Source organism: Acinetobacter pecorum (assembly GCF_014837015.1).
Lineage (GTDB): Bacteria > Pseudomonadota > Gammaproteobacteria > Pseudomonadales > Moraxellaceae > Acinetobacter > Acinetobacter pecorum.
The window spans coordinates 69616-87535 of the sequence record NZ_JACSPT010000011.1; the positions used below are offsets into that span (position 1 = coordinate 69616).

Annotated in this window: 18 protein-coding genes; 8 read left to right on the forward strand and 10 right to left on the reverse strand. The window is 42.7% G+C overall.

The genetic code is table 11. The annotated features are described in order from the left end of the window. Positions 1 to 270: 270 nt before the first annotated feature. From H9629_RS09800 to H9629_RS09810, 3 genes are all read right to left on the reverse strand, one after another. The gene (locus tag H9629_RS09800) at positions 271 to 993 is read right to left on the reverse strand and encodes an outer membrane protein assembly factor BamD (protein ID WP_191731007.1); all 723 of its coding nucleotides are present in this window, start codon (positions 991 to 993) and stop codon (positions 271 to 273) included. A 172-nt stretch (positions 994 to 1165) separates the two neighbouring features. Further along, on the reverse strand, positions 1166 to 1678 hold the full coding sequence (locus H9629_RS09805; RefSeq protein WP_064095091.1) for a GNAT family N-acetyltransferase: 513 nt from the start codon (positions 1676 to 1678) through the stop codon (positions 1166 to 1168). An 81-nt stretch (positions 1679 to 1759) separates the two neighbouring features. Continuing rightward, positions 1760 to 2506 (reverse strand): outer membrane protein OmpK, encoded by a 747-nt coding sequence (locus H9629_RS09810; protein ID WP_064102593.1) that lies wholly within the window; start codon positions 2504 to 2506, stop codon positions 1760 to 1762. Between the two features lie 996 nt (positions 2507 to 3502). Here H9629_RS09810 and H9629_RS09815 point away from each other — a divergent pair. The 4 genes from H9629_RS09815 (at position 3503) to dsbD (ending at position 7180) form a co-directional block, all read left to right on the forward strand. After that, positions 3503 to 3868, forward strand: coding sequence for an HPF/RaiA family ribosome-associated protein (locus tag H9629_RS09815; protein ID WP_064095089.1), 366 nt, complete (start codon positions 3503 to 3505; stop codon positions 3866 to 3868). A 130-nt stretch (positions 3869 to 3998) separates the two neighbouring features. Beyond that, a complete protein-coding gene (locus H9629_RS09820; protein WP_064095088.1) occupies positions 3999 to 4541 on the forward strand; it encodes a hypothetical protein in 543 nt (180 codons plus the stop codon). Positions 4542 to 4566: 25 nt separating this feature from the next. Then, entirely contained in the window at positions 4567 to 5322 is a 756-nt protein-coding gene (locus H9629_RS09825) for a transporter (RefSeq protein WP_191731008.1), read from the forward strand. 16 nt (positions 5323 to 5338) lie between these two features. Next, positions 5339 to 7180, forward strand: a complete 1842-nt coding sequence (gene dsbD, locus H9629_RS09830) for a protein-disulfide reductase DsbD (RefSeq protein WP_225215777.1) — start codon at positions 5339 to 5341, stop codon at positions 7178 to 7180. A gap of 29 nt (positions 7181 to 7209) precedes the next feature. Here dsbD and H9629_RS09835 read toward each other — a convergent pair whose 3' ends face one another. After that, positions 7210 to 8406 carry a GGDEF domain-containing protein gene (locus H9629_RS09835; RefSeq protein ID WP_064095085.1) on the reverse strand — a complete coding sequence of 399 codons (1197 nt, stop codon included), beginning with the start codon at positions 8404 to 8406 and terminating at the stop codon, positions 7210 to 7212. A gap of 344 nt (positions 8407 to 8750) precedes the next feature. Between H9629_RS09835 and H9629_RS09840 the strand changes: the two genes are divergently transcribed. Then, positions 8751 to 9320 carry an FMN-dependent NADH-azoreductase gene (locus H9629_RS09840; RefSeq protein ID WP_191731009.1) on the forward strand — a complete coding sequence of 190 codons (570 nt, stop codon included), beginning with the start codon at positions 8751 to 8753 and terminating at the stop codon, positions 9318 to 9320. A gap of 65 nt (positions 9321 to 9385) precedes the next feature. On the opposite strand, the gene H9629_RS09845 is transcribed toward H9629_RS09840, so the two are convergent. Continuing rightward, complete coding sequence (locus H9629_RS09845; RefSeq protein ID WP_191731010.1) at positions 9386 to 10297, reverse strand: alpha/beta hydrolase; 912 nt, start codon at positions 10295 to 10297, stop codon at positions 9386 to 9388. 156 nt (positions 10298 to 10453) lie between these two features. On the opposite strand from H9629_RS09845, the gene H9629_RS09850 reads away from it, so the two are divergent. After that, positions 10454 to 10891 carry a DUF2147 domain-containing protein gene (locus H9629_RS09850; protein ID WP_064095082.1) on the forward strand — a complete coding sequence of 146 codons (438 nt, stop codon included), beginning with the start codon at positions 10454 to 10456 and terminating at the stop codon, positions 10889 to 10891. A 71-nt stretch (positions 10892 to 10962) separates the two neighbouring features. On the opposite strand, the gene H9629_RS09855 is transcribed toward H9629_RS09850, so the two are convergent. Continuing rightward, positions 10963 to 11313 carry a Spx/MgsR family RNA polymerase-binding regulatory protein gene (locus H9629_RS09855; RefSeq protein ID WP_064095081.1) on the reverse strand — a complete coding sequence of 117 codons (351 nt, stop codon included), beginning with the start codon at positions 11311 to 11313 and terminating at the stop codon, positions 10963 to 10965. A gap of 493 nt (positions 11314 to 11806) precedes the next feature. Then, entirely contained in the window at positions 11807 to 12625 is an 819-nt protein-coding gene (locus H9629_RS09860) for an exodeoxyribonuclease III (protein ID WP_064095079.1), read from the reverse strand. Positions 12626 to 12665: 40 nt separating this feature from the next. Here H9629_RS09860 and pyrE point away from each other — a divergent pair, with 40 nt between their 5' ends. Beyond that, positions 12666 to 13316, forward strand: a complete 651-nt coding sequence (gene pyrE, locus H9629_RS09865) for an orotate phosphoribosyltransferase (protein ID WP_004281297.1) — start codon at positions 12666 to 12668, stop codon at positions 13314 to 13316. A 576-nt stretch (positions 13317 to 13892) separates the two neighbouring features. Here pyrE and H9629_RS09870 read toward each other — a convergent pair. Continuing rightward, positions 13893 to 14102 carry a cold-shock protein gene (locus H9629_RS09870; RefSeq protein WP_004281299.1) on the reverse strand — a complete coding sequence of 70 codons (210 nt, stop codon included), beginning with the start codon at positions 14100 to 14102 and terminating at the stop codon, positions 13893 to 13895. Positions 14103 to 14650: 548 nt separating this feature from the next. On the opposite strand from H9629_RS09870, the gene H9629_RS09875 reads away from it, so the two are divergent. Continuing rightward, positions 14651 to 14983: a hypothetical protein gene (locus tag H9629_RS09875; RefSeq protein ID WP_191731011.1), complete on the forward strand. Its 333-nt coding sequence runs from the start codon at positions 14651 to 14653 to the stop codon at positions 14981 to 14983. Positions 14984 to 15185: 202 nt separating this feature from the next. Here the strand turns inward: H9629_RS09875 and H9629_RS09880 are convergent, their stop codons facing one another. Both H9629_RS09880 and H9629_RS09885 read right to left on the reverse strand, forming a co-directional pair. After that, the gene (locus tag H9629_RS09880; protein ID WP_191731012.1) at positions 15186 to 16133 is read right to left on the reverse strand and encodes a copper resistance protein B; all 948 of its coding nucleotides are present in this window, start codon (positions 16131 to 16133) and stop codon (positions 15186 to 15188) included. Next, positions 16120 to 17889 carry a copper resistance system multicopper oxidase gene (locus tag H9629_RS09885; protein ID WP_191731013.1) on the reverse strand — a complete coding sequence of 590 codons (1770 nt, stop codon included), beginning with the start codon at positions 17887 to 17889 and terminating at the stop codon, positions 16120 to 16122. Before H9629_RS09885 ends, H9629_RS09880 begins: the two co-directional genes overlap by 14 nt. Between the last annotated feature and the right edge of the window lie 31 nt (positions 17890 to 17920).

The following is a 17920-nucleotide window of genomic DNA, read 5'->3' on the forward strand; positions in this document are numbered from 1 at the left end:
TCCCTTTTTTAAAGGGAGGTTTGGAGGGATTAAATTTTAAATCTCCTCTTACCAAGCAGAGTTTCTCATCTCCTAAAGAGAGAGGGGAAATCTTCTTTTAAATAATGGAGGGATTAGATTTCTGTATTTTCATCCCAAAGGAAGTACATGCCAAATTGTCCGGTTCTAAATTCACCGCCTATCGCTTTGCCCGTATCAGCCATATTTTCCCTATAATATTTTGAATATTATGTTTTTTTATAGGGCAATAAGATATCGCTGAATCGGCAATCACTCAACCTTTAAATACATGCCATCCGCCGAGACATTATGCCCAAAACCGCAAGACATCGGATTTCTGCTATTGACCATAATCTGTTGTCCAATTTGAGCGTTAAACTGAAATTTCAAATCAATTCTGCAGTCGTCATAACGATATTGGGTATGTGTTTTGTTCAGTGGCATGCGGATTGAAAATTCTCCCATATTAGGACCATAAATCAGACTGCGTAAACCCATATAGAGTCCATTAAACTCAATCTGGTAGGCATTCGAAGCCTGTTTAACTTCCATCGTATTCCACTGACCAAAACCTGCATAGCGGACATATTTCCCTGCAAGACTCTTCGGTTTTTTTGGTACAGGTAACTGTTTTAGATTGAACTGGCTGGCTTTAGCATTCGGGAAAACGGAAAACCAGGCGCGTGCCCATTGCGGCTTGCCTAGCTTGGCATAACTTATACCGACATTATTAAACGCCGTGGTGATATCACGTTCAGAAAAAGCTGTACCGCCATCTTCTACATTCATCGCACAAAAGGATGACCAGGCCGCTTGTTGCTCAAATTGCGCGATGGCCTTTTGATATTGTTTCTGGTCGTAGAATTTCTTGCCATTATTTGCGTAACTTTGCACTTTGCTACAGCCTGAATACAATTCTTTCTCGAACTCTGAATCAGCAAAAGTGAGCGCGCTTAAACTTAAAAGAGCAATAGAAAATAGAGATTTGTACATGGTGTTATTCGGTATGAGTTTAATTCGAATAAAACATAGCAAGCCTGTGAAGTAAATAATATCTCTGTTGTAATCCAATCCAGTAAAAATCAGATAATATGAAAGTGATAAAGACAGTGGGAGGCTGATGTTAAGAAAATAGATCAAGAGAAGAATTTAAAATAAAAGTGAATTAACCCTGATCCAGATTGAGTTGTAATAGGACCAAATCACGCCATTGCCCAAACTTCTGTCCAACTTGCGGCATATAGGCAGTTTGAACGAAACCCAGTTTTTCATGCAGGCGAATTGACGAGGTATTTTCTGAATCAATTGCGGCAACCATAATATGCAATTTCTGTACTTGAGCCTGTTCAATTAAATACTGCAATAATTTAGAACCCAGACCTTGTCCTGCATAATCCGGATTTAAAAAAATGGAATGTTCAACCGTCTGTCGAAAGCCCTGAATACTGCGAAAATGATCATAACAGGCATAACCAGCCACGACCCGATTTCGAGTATCTTCAACCACAAAAACTGGAAAATTCTGATTTTTAAGCTGCTTAAACCAGATTTTGAAATAGTTCAGATCAAAGGCTGTTCTGTTCCAGGTCGCAGTGCCATAGAGCACTTCCTGATTATAAATCTCAAGGATGGTTTCAAGGTCACGTTCGGTCGCAGGGCGAATGTCAAAATCAGGCATATTCTTGTTCTGTTAGGATAAAGCTGAAATTATGGTTTAAAAAAAAGCAGAACCGAAGTTCTGCTTTTGATCATACATCAATTAGAAGTGATACTTCACAAGGGCACTGACATTGTTTTCGTCCGTACCTTTTACAGCATATTTGTTATTCCAGACAGAATGTTCAATACCTAGGTATAGACGGGTTTCTGGAGAGATATGTTTGCCCAGATTCCACTTGTATTGGGTGGTCCAGTTAAGCTCGCTCGCATGACCATTTTTTTCAGCAGTAGACCAGTCAAGGAATCCATCAACAAGAAAGTCTTCGGTGCCAACTTTGAAAGGAATAGCGTACACCACAGTCATTTGGTAATCGTCTTCAGAGCCTTTTTCATTATCGGCCTTGTAGAAGTTTAGCTGAGTATACTGAAAATACGGAATTTCAAGGTCAAAGCCAACACCATACAGATAATTGTTAAAATCACTGCCAGGATAGTTAGCGCTATTGCCTTCCCATGTACCCGCAATCAATACATCTTTAATCGGTCCAAGTTCAAGCTTTTGACCGGTGACAGCACCCAGACTCAAACGAGGTGATACTTCAAAATACGTTGCATTACCTGAGTCATTATGAGTACGGTCAGCAAAACCGAAGAAATCCCCGTAGTTCAACTTGGCAGCATATTCAAAGGTTGCAGTGGTTTGCTGGTTATCGTCACCTGCACCCGGGAAGGCATAGTGTTCACCATAAAGACCAGTAATGCTGAAGTCCTGCCATACAGGTTTTGCTTGAGCAAATACTGCAGTTGAAGCCAATGCACAAAGTGCTGCGAGTTGTGTAAATTTCATTTAAATCTCTCCCCCAAGAAAGCAGAATAAGCATACAGATTAATAAGTAAAAATAAAGTTAAAATTGCGGATCTAGCCAAAATATTCAGGGAGTCATGACCGCGGAGGAATCAGTCTTATTACTGCTATTCCGGTCTGAATTTTCTAAGTCTTTATTTTAAAAAGTCGAAAAAGAGTGATCTTTGTTTGCTTGTTAAGACGGCAAAACATTATTTATCTATAAATAAGCATAGAAAATCCAGTAGGTATAAGAGGGTTATCTTGGTTTTAAATTGTTAAAAATAATAGGATTTTTATCATAAAATATTATTTTCAGGTAAGAGCAGATGAAAAGAACTCATGGCTTGGTACTTACAATCTTGAAGGTATTGCTCTTTTAGATTTTATTCACCATTGATGTCATAAAACCGGGTCTAAAATTTTAGATTATTGGTTACTTGTCCAGCTTTATTCAGATAAAAAAGTATCTGGATTGTTTAATCTTGCTGCTTAAACAGCCAAAACTAAGCTTTTTGCAAAGCTGTTTCTGCTACGGCACACTAGAATGAAAAAATAATCTGCTTATCCGTAGTGATTCTAAATACAAAATCTATTATTTTTAATAATTTGCTCTCATTTTGTATTCTTGGGGATAATGGGCGGCTGCAAGTTATAAGCAGATTTTATAATGAAGAGTTCAATACCCAGTCACATAAATAATATTGCAACTACACCATAACTCATCAGTTGTTTTTAACTCGGTAAGTACTTGTCACAATCAATTATTCTTTTGCTAAAAATCCAAAATACCACTTGCATATTTTCCAGATAGGGCCGATATTCTAGATATAAGGACACGATTCTGCAGACTCAAAAAATGTGTTCATCATTCAAAGTGGAGGTTAGAAGTCCAGTCATTTGGAGATGTAAAATGCAATGTGAAACAGCAAGTTAAGAGCGTGCCAAGATAAAGAATTTTGCACTAAAAAAGTTACAAAGATTCGAGGGTGGTAATTTATGAATATTGAAATCCGTACAGATAAGCACATTCAGAATAGCGATCGTTTAATTGAGTATGTACGTGCAGAATTGAATCAGGAATTCCAGCGCCACAGCGAACGTATTACCCATTTTTCAGTCCATCTTAGTGATGAAAATGGCGCCAAAGGCGGTGAAGACGATATTCGCTGCATGATTGAAGCACGGCCTGCAGGATTGAAACCAGTAGTGGTCAATCATCGTGCACCGAGTGTAGCGACTGCGATTAGTGGTGCTATTGACCGGCTGAAACGCAGTCTGGAGCATGTTATCGAGAAAAATGATGACCCTCGTGCAGGTACACTGGAACTTGCAGATACGGATACAGTAGATACAGAAAACTGATTTCGGAACGATTTGAAAAGAGCCCTGCGGGGCTTTTTTCATATTAAAACCAAAATATACTTGCTGGAAATACAACAAAAGCCTCTTTATTCGGCATAATAGTCGAAAACGAATTAAAGTGAGTTCCATCATGTTAACTGCGCAACAACAGCTTTTTGTGCAAGCACTCGAAGAATTGAATCTGGAACAGGTCAAACAGCTGCTGGCAGGTGGACTCAATCCAAATTTTGTAGATCATGACAAAGGTCCGGTGATTTCGGTCTGGTCGGATGGCCTGTTTAAATGGTGGGAAGAGGTGTGCGAGTTGTATGAAGCCGGCACCCCACTTTCAGAAGATGAAAAGCAGGCACGTTTACAAGTGCATTTACAGATTCTGGAAGAGCTGATCCAGGCCAAAGTAAATCTGCATCTCTGGGATGCTGAAGAAATTTATGGTCCGCTTTGGGATGCTGCAAGTGCCGCATGTGCACCTGCCGTACAGCGTTTACTTGATGAAAAAGTAGATCCGAATAGCAAAGATGAAGATGGCATGACAATTTTATCTTCAATTAGTGACCTGTTCTTTGACTGTGATTTTGATGAAATTAACTGGTCAGAAGCCCTGCAAGAAGAAAAACAGACGCTCGAACTACTTCGTAGTCATGGCGCAAAAATGACCAAAGAGCTTGGTTAAATACATTTTATAAAAGAGCCTGGATATGACAACATTAAGAATTTTGGGTCTGATAGCACTGGCGAGTTGTAGTGCCCAAATTTTCGCAGCTGATTTTGAATTTGACCGGCCTGGTGAAGGTCTCGGTACCGGCATCACTCCCGTAGGAAAGGTAGCCTGGGAACAGGGATTGCCCACAGTTCAGTATAGCGATTCAGGCGAGCAGACGATTACCAGACTTAATGCAGATATGTTGTTACGTACCGGGATTGCCAAGGATTTAGAACTACGTCTGGGCTGGGATGGTCCTGGATGGAAGCAAGTAAAATCCAATGGTCAGACCGATGACGAAGACGGCTTGGGTGATATCAGTATCGGTCTAAAAAAAGCCATTGATCTGGATGATGACAAACTGAGTATGGCCTTGCTGGCTGAAGCAATTATTGCGACAGGCAATGCCGGTTTTAGTAATGAAGAGGATATTTACAGCCTCAGTTCTGCAGTTTCTTATCAGTATAATGAGTTGGTAAGCACAGCAATCACCATGCGTTATGAATGGCAGGACAGTCACTGGGCAGTTGTGGCAGTTCCATCTTTAGGCTACCAGATTAAAGATCGCTGGTCAGGCTATTCTGAACTGGTTTACCGTAAGGCTGAAGGAGTCAATAATGAATACGCGCTTGGCACTGGAGTGATGTATGCATTAAACGATCGTGTCCAGTTGGACGCCAGTGTAGGTGTAGATCTGAATGGTATAGATCGAAGCTACTTCTCAGGCCTAGGCTTATCTGTCCTGTTCTAAGCGGTTTAGTTTACAGATGATCAAATACTCGCAGTTTCCGGTCTGGGGGAAAGTACTTGTCCCGCTCATTTTAGGCTGCTCTGTATTCAGTAGTCCTGCTCAGGCGGAAACGGCATTGTTGTCTGCCGAGCAGGCTTTTCCGTTAACTGTGATCTCCACCAGTCAGCAGCAGGCTGAACTGAGCTGGCAGATTCCAGACAATTATTATCTGTATCAGCATAAAATTGAAGTGCGGCAGGGCAATCAGGCATTAGTGCTTGAATTGCCGCCAGCTGAAGATTTATATGATGACAACTATGGGCATACCCAGGTTTATTACCAGCAGTTAAAGTTTCAGGTTCCGACCCAGGCGGGGCAATCCTATCAGGTCAGTTGGCAGGGCTGTGCTAAAGACCGGATCTGTTATCCGCCACAAACCATCCAGTTCAAGACCGATTTATCTGGTCTGGTACAATTTGAAGCAGCCGGATCAGGAACAAAACGTTTACTTGATTTGAATAGCGCCTCACCGCAACAAAATACCCTGTTTAATACAGCAGGTTCCTCAGAGTCTGCTGTAGATAACCTCTCCGCATCAGACTGGCAAACCGGACCCTATGCAGCACAAGACCAAAAATGGTCAGCCCAGCTGCTTGAACGCTCTTTAGGTTATGGGCTTTTGCTGTTCTTTGGTTTGGGAATATTACTGGCTTTTACCCCATGTTCCTTGCCGATGCTGCCGATTCTGACGTCGCTGATTGTACGAGACAGCAAAGGTCTGAAAGCCTGGATGATTGCACTGACTTTCGTCAGCAGTATGGCTGCTGTCTATGCGGTACTTGGCTTAATTGCATCTTCAGCCGGCCTGAACTTCCAGCGCTGGTTGCAGCAACCCGCCACCTTGATCGGATTTAGTCTGCTATTTGTCCTGTTTGCCCTGAATCTGTTTGGCCTGTTTGAAATCAAACTGCCACAACGTCTGGTTCATCGTCTGGACCGGGCACAGGCCATGCAGCAGGGAGGTAGTCTGGTCAGTGCGGGTATTATGGGAGTGATTTCGGCACTCCTGGTCGGACCCTGCATGACTGCACCGCTGGCAGGTGCATTGTTGTTTATTTCCCAGACCCAAAGTCAGTGGCAGGGAGCTCTGCTACTGTTTACCCTGGGTTTCGGAATGGGCACACCTTTACTACTGGCCAGTATTCTGGGGGCGCGGATTCTACCGAAAGCCGGGCACTGGATGAACCAGATTAAAGTGCTCTTTGCCTTTATCATGCTGGCGCTGGCGCTGTATTTTATTCGGCCGCTGATTTCAGAAGCTGTTTTACAGTGGTTATCCCTAGCTTTGGGCATGGCCTTTGTTGCCTATGTGCTATTCCGGATTTTCTGGCATCGTACTGGTCTAAGATGGCTGTATATCCTGTGTCTGGCATTGGCCGTGCCTTATATTGCTTATAGCCAATATCAGCACAGTCAGCGGTTTTTTGTGGAGCAGGCGAGTACAGAAGCCAAGTGGCATGTGGCCCGTAATGCGGCAGAATTTCAGCAGATTTTGGCCAAGGTCCCACAAGGACAAAAGGTCATTATTGATGTCTATGCCGACTGGTGTGTCGCCTGTCAGCCGATCGAACACCGGATTTTAAAATCTGCAGCGGTACAGCAGGCCCTTGCGCCATATTTCCTGATCAAGCTGGATTTAAGCCAATATAATGCTTCTCATCAAGCACTGTTAAATCAATGGGAAATTCTTGGACCGCCGACGTATTTATTCTTGAATGCGCAGCAGCAGGAAATCCGGGGGTTGCGATTGACTGGTGCATTTAGCGAAGCTGAATTGCTGGCCCAGTTGCAAAGTTTGGCGCAAAGCGAAAAGCCTTAGTATTCAATATTATCCAGAAATTGGGCTGTTTAGGAAACTTGCATCTGGGCAGTCAATGGCTCAACATAGGCTTTGACCAGATTACGTCCATCCGCTTTAGCCTGATAAAGTGCCTGATCGGCCTGACTCAATAATTGTTGTGGGCGTAAATCAGCTGTCGAAATGGCAATCCCGAAACTGGCCGTGACCGGAATCAACTCACCCTCATCACTGAAAATCTGCAATTGCTGAATGGCAATGCGGCAGCGTTCAGCCACTTGTTCGGCTTTTTCCAGACTGGTATTTTTAAGCACCAGAATAAATTCTTCCCCGCCAAAACGGCCGACCACATCACTTTCACGCAATTGCTGGTTCAGCACGGCGCTCACTTCTACCAGGGTTTCATCACCCTTATGATGGCCAAAATGGTCATTAATCTTCTTGAAATGATCCAGATCCAGCAACACCAGGGCATAATTGGGAGTCGCTGCGGCATTCAGTTTGTCCAGACACTGATTGATGCTACGACGGTTAAACAGGTTGGTAAGCGGATCGATCTGGCTCAGCTGTTTGATCAGCTGCTCGCGATGCCGCCACTGACTGAGCAGAATCTCGAATAATACCATGCAGACGGCCAGAATTGGCAAAATGAAATACAGCATCGATAACAGCCAGAAACCATTATAGAAAAGCTCGCCATCGAGATTAAATAGCGGTGAATAAGGCAATTGATGGCTGAAACTTAAATAGGCACATCCGCCTAGGAAAATGGATGCTGGAATCAGCATGCTATAGACCAGTGTGCGATGGAACAGCACCAGTCCCACCATAATTAAACAGACATAGGAGGTCGTGGCCACAGGGCTGATCACCCCGACGAGATAGGCGTCACGACACAACGAGATAACAAAAGTACCCACTGCCATGTAGGGCAGATAACGTTCAATCAGCTGATTCCCCTGAAATTTATAACAGGGAAAAATCAGGAGAAATAGAATTACCAGAAAGCTGCTGTTCAGAGTAATTTGTGTATAGACCCGTTCTAGATGAACATATTGCCAATATTCGGGATTTAATAACACGAAAATATCCCAGCCGAGCCAGGTCAGATGTACTCCGCATCCCAATGCCAGCATCAGGATGCACTTTTTTAGAATACTCCAGTTCATCACGACTTCATCTTCGACCAGATATTTCGTGATTTTATGCTTCAGTATTTTTTCTGGTACAGGCGATATTCGCTTCATGGTCCCGGCCTGATTTTAATTGCTATGGCAGTTTTTTTTAAGACTTATCGGATATTTATGGCGTTATTTACATAAGATAACATAAGTTGGAGTACTTGATAAACAACAATATTTAATCCAGTTTGGTTATTTTTATATCTGGTTTGGTGGGCTTTAGCCTGTGATGCAGGCGCTCAGTGCTATGTCAAAGCATCCTTAATTAAAAATCGGAGAGCTTAAGCAGTATACAGTTTTGTTCTAAATTCAGGATGATGTGTTTTATTGGTGCTAATTATTTCATTATGACGAATATTTAAAATAGCTGGATTAATTATCCAATAGAACCGTAAAGAAAGAGCCATATCATGAAAGTTTTACAGATAGATTCCAGTATTTTAGGAGAAGCCTCAATTTCGCGTCAGTTGACGCAGGCTGTGGTAGAGCAATTACAGCAAAAATATGCTGAGGCAATTGAAGTTGACTATCTGGATCTGGCTGCACAGCCCATTCCACATCTGAATGCTGAGATTTTAATGGGTCAAAATGCAGAACAGACCGCCTTGGGTGACAAAATTTTAGAGCAATATTTGCAGGCTGATATCGTGGTCATTGGTGCCGCGATGTATAACTTTGGTTTACCCTCGACTTTAAAGGCCTGGATTGATCGGATCTGTGTCGCAGGACGTACCTTTAAATACACCGAACAAGGTCCTGTGGGGCTGGCGGGAAATAAGAAAGTATATATTGCCAGTAGCCGTGGTGGTGTTTATGGTGAGCAGAGCCCGGCTGATTTTCAGGAAGCTTTCCTGAAAACCGTATTTAACTTTACTGGTGTGACGGATATTGAAGTGATTCGTGCCGAAGGTGTTAACATGGGCGAAACTGCCAAAGCACAAGCCCTGCAAAGTGCATTACAGCAGGTTCAGGCTATTTAAGACTTAGCCCTTTCCTTTCTGAATAAAGTCAGCTGCGGCTGACTTTTTTACATATTGAATTATATTTAATCCCGATCCAGACCATGGGCAAATTCAGCAAGATCACCTAAGGCCTGTTTGGCTTCATCGAACCAGGCACTGAACATCTGGAAATTATGCCACATGCCGGTATACAGTTTGAATTCAACCTCGATACCTGCCTGCTCGGCTTTTTCTTTAAAACGGGTCGCATCATCCAGCAGAATTTCTTTGGAACCTACCTGAATATGGATCGGGGGCAAGCCGTTTAAATCGGCAAAAAATGGGGAAACTTCCGGATCGCCACGGTTAATTGAGCGCGGGACATAATATTCAATTCCGGTTTGAAGTGTTTCCAGAGAAAGCAGGGAATCATGTTTCTGGTTATAGCGTAAAGATTCGCTGGTTAAGGTCAGATCCAGCAGGGGAGACAGGAGAATCAAACCGCTAACCTGTGGGAGATTTTCCTGCTGTATTTTAAGTGCCAGCGCCAGTGCCAGATTGGCTCCGCAAGAGTCGCCGGACAGGATGATATCTTTGGCCTGAACTCCTTGATCCAGCAGCAGGTAATAAACATCAAACAAGGCTTCCAGGGCTTCCGGATAGGCAGATTCAGGGGATAGCGGATAATCTACATGTAGGACCTGCATTTGCGTCCGAGCTGCAATTTGCGTCATAAAAGCACGATGGGTTTTTAAGGAGCCTAAATAAAATGCACCACCATGAATATGAAAAATCAGCTGGCTGGATTCCTGCTGTGGTTTGATCTCCTCAGCACGTAGCCCCGCCAGACGTAGGGAGCGAATCTCCACAGTTTTGTCCTGAGGGAAAAGTTTGCACATTTGTTCCAGTGCAAGACGCATGGAACTAGGTGGAAGATTCAATCTGCTCGGGGCACGAATGGCTGTTTTTAAAAAGCTTTCTGTAATTAATTGTTTCGTTAGCGCGTTTATCTTCATTTTCCTTCCATCTTTTTGTGCTTTTATTAATCATGTAGATTATTTACCAACCATATTTACAAGGTTACACTAAATAGTCACAGCTAAAAATTGAAAATTTGTTGTGACTTTTTAATACTAGATTGGTCTATTTTCAGACTAAGGAAATGAAGAAAAATGAAAAAAATAGCGCTTATGTTAGGACTACTAGGCTTATCTGCATTGGCTAATGCTGCGGATCCTTTAAATGGCACGGTATGGAAAACCATTGATGACAAAACCAAGCAGCCGAAGGCGATGGTTAAATTCACTGAACAAAAGAATGGCACTTTGTCAGCTAGCATTCAGTCGGTGTTAACTCCAGGTGAAGAAAATGCCTGTACCAAGTGTGAAGGCCCTTACAAGAACAAGTCACTCAAAGGCTTGACTATTGTTAAAGGTCTTAAAAATACTGGTGGTACCAGCTATGACAGCGGTTCAATCCTGGATCCACAATCTGGTAAAACTTATAAGTTGAAAGGTCAGCTAGCTGATGGTGGCAAGAAGCTTGAGCTACGTGGTTTCATTGGTGTAGCGGCATTGGGTCGTAACCAGACCTGGATTCGTGCCAACTGATTTATTTAAGTAGATATTTAAAAGCCTGACGGATGTCAGGCTTTTTTTATGGCGCTTGTTTAAAAAAGGAATCAAGAATCTAAGTTACGATAGGCAGATTCATCAAAACCCGCAATAAATCCTGCAGAGGTCGCCAAGATAGGGCGTTTAATCAAACTGGTGTGGGTGGTTAATGCATTAATTAAAGCATCTTCACTCGATAGGGCCATCTGTTGTTCTTCTGCGCCGAGTTTACGCCAGGTAGTACCTTTCTTGTTCAAAACTACATCCTGACCCAGGGCGTCCAGCCAGATTTTCACTGTTTCAGCATCGATGCCCTGTTTTTTATAATCATGAAATTCATAAGCGAGACCTTGCTCATTAAGCAGATCAAAGGCTTTTTTCATTGAACTGCAATTTTTAATTCCGTAAATTTTTAACATAGCTGTCATCTAGAAAATTTAAATCATGCATTAGCTTAACCAAATTGGCCACAGCAGACCATGTAAAACCCAAACAGGAAAAGGAAATTTTTTTAAATATCAGTTTTAAATACCCGCCAAGCCCTGTCATTAAAATGACATCAAGCTGCTTTAACATTGGTGGCAAGAAAAAGAATAATCTGCATCATAAAAAATGAAATTGAGGTGTAGCAGAAGTAATAAAAATAGAAAACCCGCATTTAATCATCCTGATCATGCGGGTCTCAATCCAACGTCCATTGTCACATCCATGCAAAACAGGCTACATCTATAGTCTGTTTTATTTTCGTCCTACGGCGTCCTGTCCTTATATGGTCATCCTGACCTGTCCCTGTGCCGTAGCGCTATAATGCTATGTTATTACATGGAGATAAACCCAAGAAATACGTCATGTCATGTAAGAGATAAACCCTAACTGAGTGAACATATGTTTACTATGTTGCATCGTACGGATTTATAGTTTGTAGTCAATAATCACGGGAGCATGGTCACTAAACCATTGATCTTTATAGACCCAAGCATTCACAGTGCGCTCTTTCCAGTCTGGAGAACAGGCCTGATAATCAATCCGCCAACCCACGTTCTTGGCGCGTGCTTGACCACGGTTTGACCACCAAGAATATAACTCGGCTTCTTTGCGCACTTCACGGAAAGTATCGACATAACCCAGCTCATCGTAGATATGATCCAGCCAGGCACGTTCATGCGGCAAGCATCCTGAAGATTTCTGGTTACCTGACCAGTTTTTAATATCAATACGTTTATGCACGATATTATAGTCACCACAGACAATCACCGACTTATTTTCATCACGCCACTGTTTCAGGATTTTCGCGTATTCTTCCAGAAAGTGATCTTTACGTGCTTGCGCTTCATCTCCTGATGAACCCGAAGGCAGGTACAGTGAACAGATCTGTACAGTTTGCTCTAGACCCAAGTCAAATTCAGCGGCAATAAAACGACCTTGTGAATCGGCCAGTTCAAAACCCAGGCCATCGGTTAAAGAGACAAAAGGCAGGCGGCTATAAATGGCAGTACCGGCATACCCCGGACGTTCGGCAGGAAACAGGTGCGCGTACCAGCCTTCAGGCTTGAATTTATCGGTCCACTGCGCATGCGTGATCCGACTTTCCTGCATGCAAATTACATCAGCTTCAGACTGTTCCATCCATTCTAATAGACCTTTGGTGACAGATGAGCGTAAGCCGTTGACATTAATCGAAACGACGCGAAGAATTTTTTGATCACCTGGATAGCTACTCTTTGGTATCATGCGCAAGTCTTACCTTAATTAATGGATTTAGGAGCACCTCATGTCAACGCCAGCTCAGTTTAACCCGCAAGCTTTTATCGAACTCGCATTATCACGCGGTGTGCTTAAATTTGGTGAGTTTACTTTAAAATCGGGACGTGTGAGCCCCTATTTTTTTAATGCGGGCCTGCTAAATGATGGTGAAGCCTTAACCCTGCTGGCTTCTGGCTATGCTGCGAAACTGACTGAATGTGACCATGTGGAAGTGATCTTCGGCCCTGCATATAAAGGTATCCCTTTTGTGGCAGCTACGGCGGTTGCCTTATCGCAAAATCATGGGGTGAGTGTGCCGTGGGGGTTTAACCGCAAAGAAGCCAAAGACCATGGTGAAGGTGGGGTATTGGTCGGTGCTTCTGTAGCAGGTAAAAAAGTCTGGATCATTGATGACGTGATTACCGCAGGCACAGCAATTCGTGAAGTCGTTACCATCTTGAAGAATGCCGGTGCTCAAATTGCCGGAGTTTTGGTAGCGCTAGACCGCCAGGAAAAAGGCCAGGGGGATTTATCTGCGATTCAGGAAGTACAGCAAGAGCTTGAGATCCCTGTACATGCCTTAATTACAATGAAAGATTTAATGGACTATCTGGAAGCGAAAGGTGATCTAGAGGCGTTGGCGAAAATGGAAGATTACCGGGTTAAATACGGGATCTAAGCCTTAATTATGAGAGAAAAGGAAGTTTTGGCTTCCTTTTTTTATTTACAGGTAACAGGACCTACGATCAAAACTATTGCTCAGAAGAAGGAATTAGATCGTACATTTTTATTTTAAGATTCAATTTATTTATAAATTCAGCCATTTAATAGCTATCTAGGTTAAACCAAGTAAAATAATTGAAATTTAAGTTAATCCATTGTTTTATAATAATAAAATAAATTAAGAATACTGGAGATCGAAATTAATATTTCATTATTTTTTGTACGCATTTGCTTACGTTAATTCAGGCACTTTGCATCTATACGAGCTGCCCGTCATTTCCTATGATGAAGTTATCAGGAACAGGATGTTCCATAGAAGAATAACCAGAGATAAATACAAGGAAAGTAAGGTACGACAGGAGTTATACCAAGCAAATCAACACGAAAAACCCTTGGCAGGATGCTGGGGGTTTTTCACTTTTATCTTTTTATTTTTTATAAAGTCCAACTCAGAACAGCAATGACTCAAAATTATTTATCTTCAGAGCTAAAAAAAGCACCTTCAGGTGCTTTTTTTCATTGTTGGGCTAAATTATAGCGCAACGATATTGATCGCATTTGGACCTTTTTGACCATCAACGACGCTAAAAGAAACACGTTGACCTTCAAATAAAGTTTTGAAACCAGAACTGCTGATTTCTTTAAAGTGTGCAAAAACGTCAGGACCTGATTCTTGTTGAATAAAACCAAAACCTTTAGTTTCGTTAAACCATTTTACTGTACCGGTAACTGTAGTAGACATAATATAAACCTGTTAAATTTTAATAATTTTAGTCATCGAAATGACTATGGATAACTTGGAAAAACAACAAGAATTGAAATAAAGATCTGAAAAAACTGAGGATTATAAATAATACTGCGGCACTTAAAGAAGTTTAACTAAACAACGCTTTTTTCTAGTTAAAGACAGCATAACCTAAATCATAAAATATTCAAGTTTTTTTATATTTATTATTTATTTTTCTTATAAAAATGACTCGCATTTTTTGCTTTTAAATTTTGTCCTGATCAGTTTGCGCTTTATGCAGAGCATTCCAGCATCAGCAAATTAAAACCCCTAAATCTATGTGGTGGTTAAGTTGTTTTATGTTAATCAAAATCGTTTTTTAAGTAATAATGTTTTTATAAGTATATGAATTTTATTAATTTGGTTAAAATAAGGTTTTTGTCTTTAAGTTAGTTATTGTCATTGCCGAGATATAAGAATCCACCTATATTAAAAATTAATTGGAAAAATTAACTATAAGAATTTCTTAATTTTAATTTAAAACCATAACAAGAGTGAGTCTCATGGATTACTGGAACGGTGTGTTGCTTATATCCATCATCACCATGGTCGGGCTGGCCATGATCATCCTGTTTGTCGGATGTAAAATGTGGAAAAATCTGGTGGTGACTTTGCTGATAGCCACCTTGATCGGTTTTCTGATTATGTGTGCGATCAACTTTATCCTCGGTGACCGTCTGCAATTTCTTTGGGGTGTGCCTCAAAGTCACAATAGTAATTTCATGCTGGAAATGGGTCTGATGAGCCTGTTAATCGGTGGCGTGAGTACTTTTATCATTATGCTCGGCACGCTGGTAGCAAAAAGTAACAATAGAAATCAAAGTGATGAAGACTAGTTTTTCGCAAAATAACAGATATCGGCATAAGCGGGAGTGTACCGGAAAACCCAAAAAGTATAATGAGAATGCTTATAAAATCTAAAATCAAAAAAATTATCTTTAGCCTAAAACACAGCAGCATAGGGCTACGGAGTATGAATGTAGTTTCATCTTCCGTAGCGACATGATTAACCTGTAAAAAATTAAAGTTAAGAAAAACTTAGAACATCATTCTCAGGCCTGCCCCATAGATCCAGCCTTTTTCAGAGTCAGAGCTTTGCTGCCAGTCCGTCTGTTTGTTACCTTTGCTGTATTCATAACCCACTTCCAGATAAGGCATGAGCTTTTTGCTCAGCTCATAACGTGTTTCCAGACCCAAGGTTGCATGACGAAGACCGGTTTTTTTCGCATTCGCTGCCTGATCATTCAGGGTAAGATCCAGCTCGATAAAGGGCTGCATAATCAGTTTCTGCGTCAATAACAGGTCACGTTCCGTTTCCAGCTTTAATCCCACAAAGTCATCTTCACCGATATACAGATAAGCATCAGTTTCAAAAAAGTAGGGGGCCAGGCCATGCAGGCCAAATACAGCATCGAAGCGCTTGTTCTGCTGTCGTGTTGCAGGCTCAGCTAAATTTTCCTGACGGTAACGCACACCGGCCTGTACATCCCAGAAATCGGAAATATTTCGGCTATACAACACTTTGGCCTCATATTCGGCCGGCTGGGATTCATGTTTGTCGGCTTCTAGCTTGAGGAAGATTTTATTTTCATCCGTGCCGACTCTGGCCTGGTTCTTGGACTTGAAGGCTCCATTTCCCTCTGAACTATGCTGCCATTTCTGGTCCAGAATAATCTGGCTATATATCTGTGCACCATGTTCTTTACGGTGGTCATGTTCGTTGGCAGAACTGACTGAATTTTGTGGTGTACTCAGCGCCTGCTGTTGATGCAATAACTTTGGAGGCGGTTGATAGGATGCTTCATCTGCAGTTTCAGTATGCTGTGCGTGGTCATCAGCCATGTTTTGCATGGCATGATGTCCGCTATGATGCTGATGTTCATTATGACCCGTATGCTCGCTAGAAGCTGCCGCAAAAATACTCAGACTGCTTAGGGTAAGCGCACTGCTGAGCACTGACTTTACCAAAAGATTAGTGATGTGCATGGCTTTCTCCTTGAGCTGCTGCTGGCTTTGGCATTTTTTGTGAAGAAGGGTGAGATGCTTGATCTTCGTCAACCTGTGCCACAATCAGCTTGTTCATCATGCCAGCACTCATGTGATAGAGCAGATGGCAGTGAATCGCCCATTCTCCCAGTTCGTCAGCCGTGAGCAGGGTGGTCACTGTTTTCCCGGGCGGCACAATCACGGTGTGTTTATTTGGCATATTTGCAGCAGACTGACCATTTTCCAGCTGCATAAACATGCCATGCAAATGCATCGGATGGGCCATCATGCTGTCATTGATAAATTTCAGCCGGATCCGCTCGCCATATTTCACTTGAAGTGGCTCGGCATCACTGAATTTTTTACCATTAATGGTCCAGATGTAGCGCTCCATGGTTCCACCCAGACGAATCACCAGTTCACGTTCTGCTGCGCGGGTATCAGGTTGCGGTGTCAGGGCTTTGAGGTCTTGATATTGCAAGGCTTTGTGCCCTGCAGGCGTAGACATATTGGCCCAGCCCTCAACCGGCTGATGAGGCTGATTGGTCCCGGACATGGCACTATGACTTGCATGCATGTCGTGCTGGGCATGATCATCATGTTTAGGCGTATCTGTTGCAGATTGTGTGGTCTGACTGCTGTGTGTGTCATGTGACATGTCATGTTGTCCGCCATGTCCCATATCTTGCATGGTCAATAAGGCACGAGGGCGCGGTGTTAGTAATTGAACCGGAGCCGGGGTTTTGCTTGAATCAGTTGCCTGATGCAGACTGCCAATGGCAAAGCCTGATCGGTCGATCGATTCCGCTTCAATCTGGTAATGCGCTGTAGTGGGTTCCACAATCACATCATAGGTTTCAGCAGTTCCAATCCGGAATTCATCTACAGTGACCGGCTGCACAGCTTGTCCATCGGCACTGACCACAGTCATTTTCAGCTGGGGAATACGCACATCGAAAAACGACATGGCTGAGGCATTAATGAATCGCAGGCGGACTTTTTCATTGGGCTGGAACTGGCCACTCCAGTTCTGTTGCGGCGTTTTTCCATTGACCAGAAAGGTATAACCGGTAACATCAGACAGGTCGGTTTTCAGCATGCGCATCTGGTTCCACATCTTGCGATCTGACCAGGTGGCCTTGAGGCCGTCACGTTTTATCTGCTTAAATACATCGCCTACGGTTTCGCGCTGGTTCTGATAATATTCGGCCGATTTTTTTAAATTGTTCTGAATCTGCTGGCTGCCCTGTTCGTGAAAATCCGACAGCATCACCACATAATCCCGCTCGGTCTGTTCATGTGCAGGTAGCAATGTCTGGGCTTTGGGGCGAATCACCAATGCGCCATAGAGGCCGTCCTGTTCCTGACCTTTGGAATGTGCGTGATACCAGTAGGTGCCGTTTTGACGAACCTTGAAGCGATAAGTAAAAGACTGTTTCGGTTTGATCCCCTGAAAACCGTTAAATCCGGGGACGCCATCCATCAGCCCGGGCAGGAGCAGGCCATGCCAGTGCAGCGAGGTATCCTGATTGTTCAGGTTGTTTTGTACATGAATGACTGCATCATCACCTTCTTCAAATTCCAGCAAGGGTGCAGGGAATTTTCCGTTTACAGTGATACGCTTGACCGTCTTTCCGGTGAGATTGATCGGGCTTTCATCAATGACCAGATGATATTCTTTTACGGCTGCAAACAGGGCAGACGACGAGATGAGACCGAAGCCCAGACACAGGCTTTGACTGATTTTAAGCAACATAACTTAATCCTTAATGAATAAAAAAATTTAA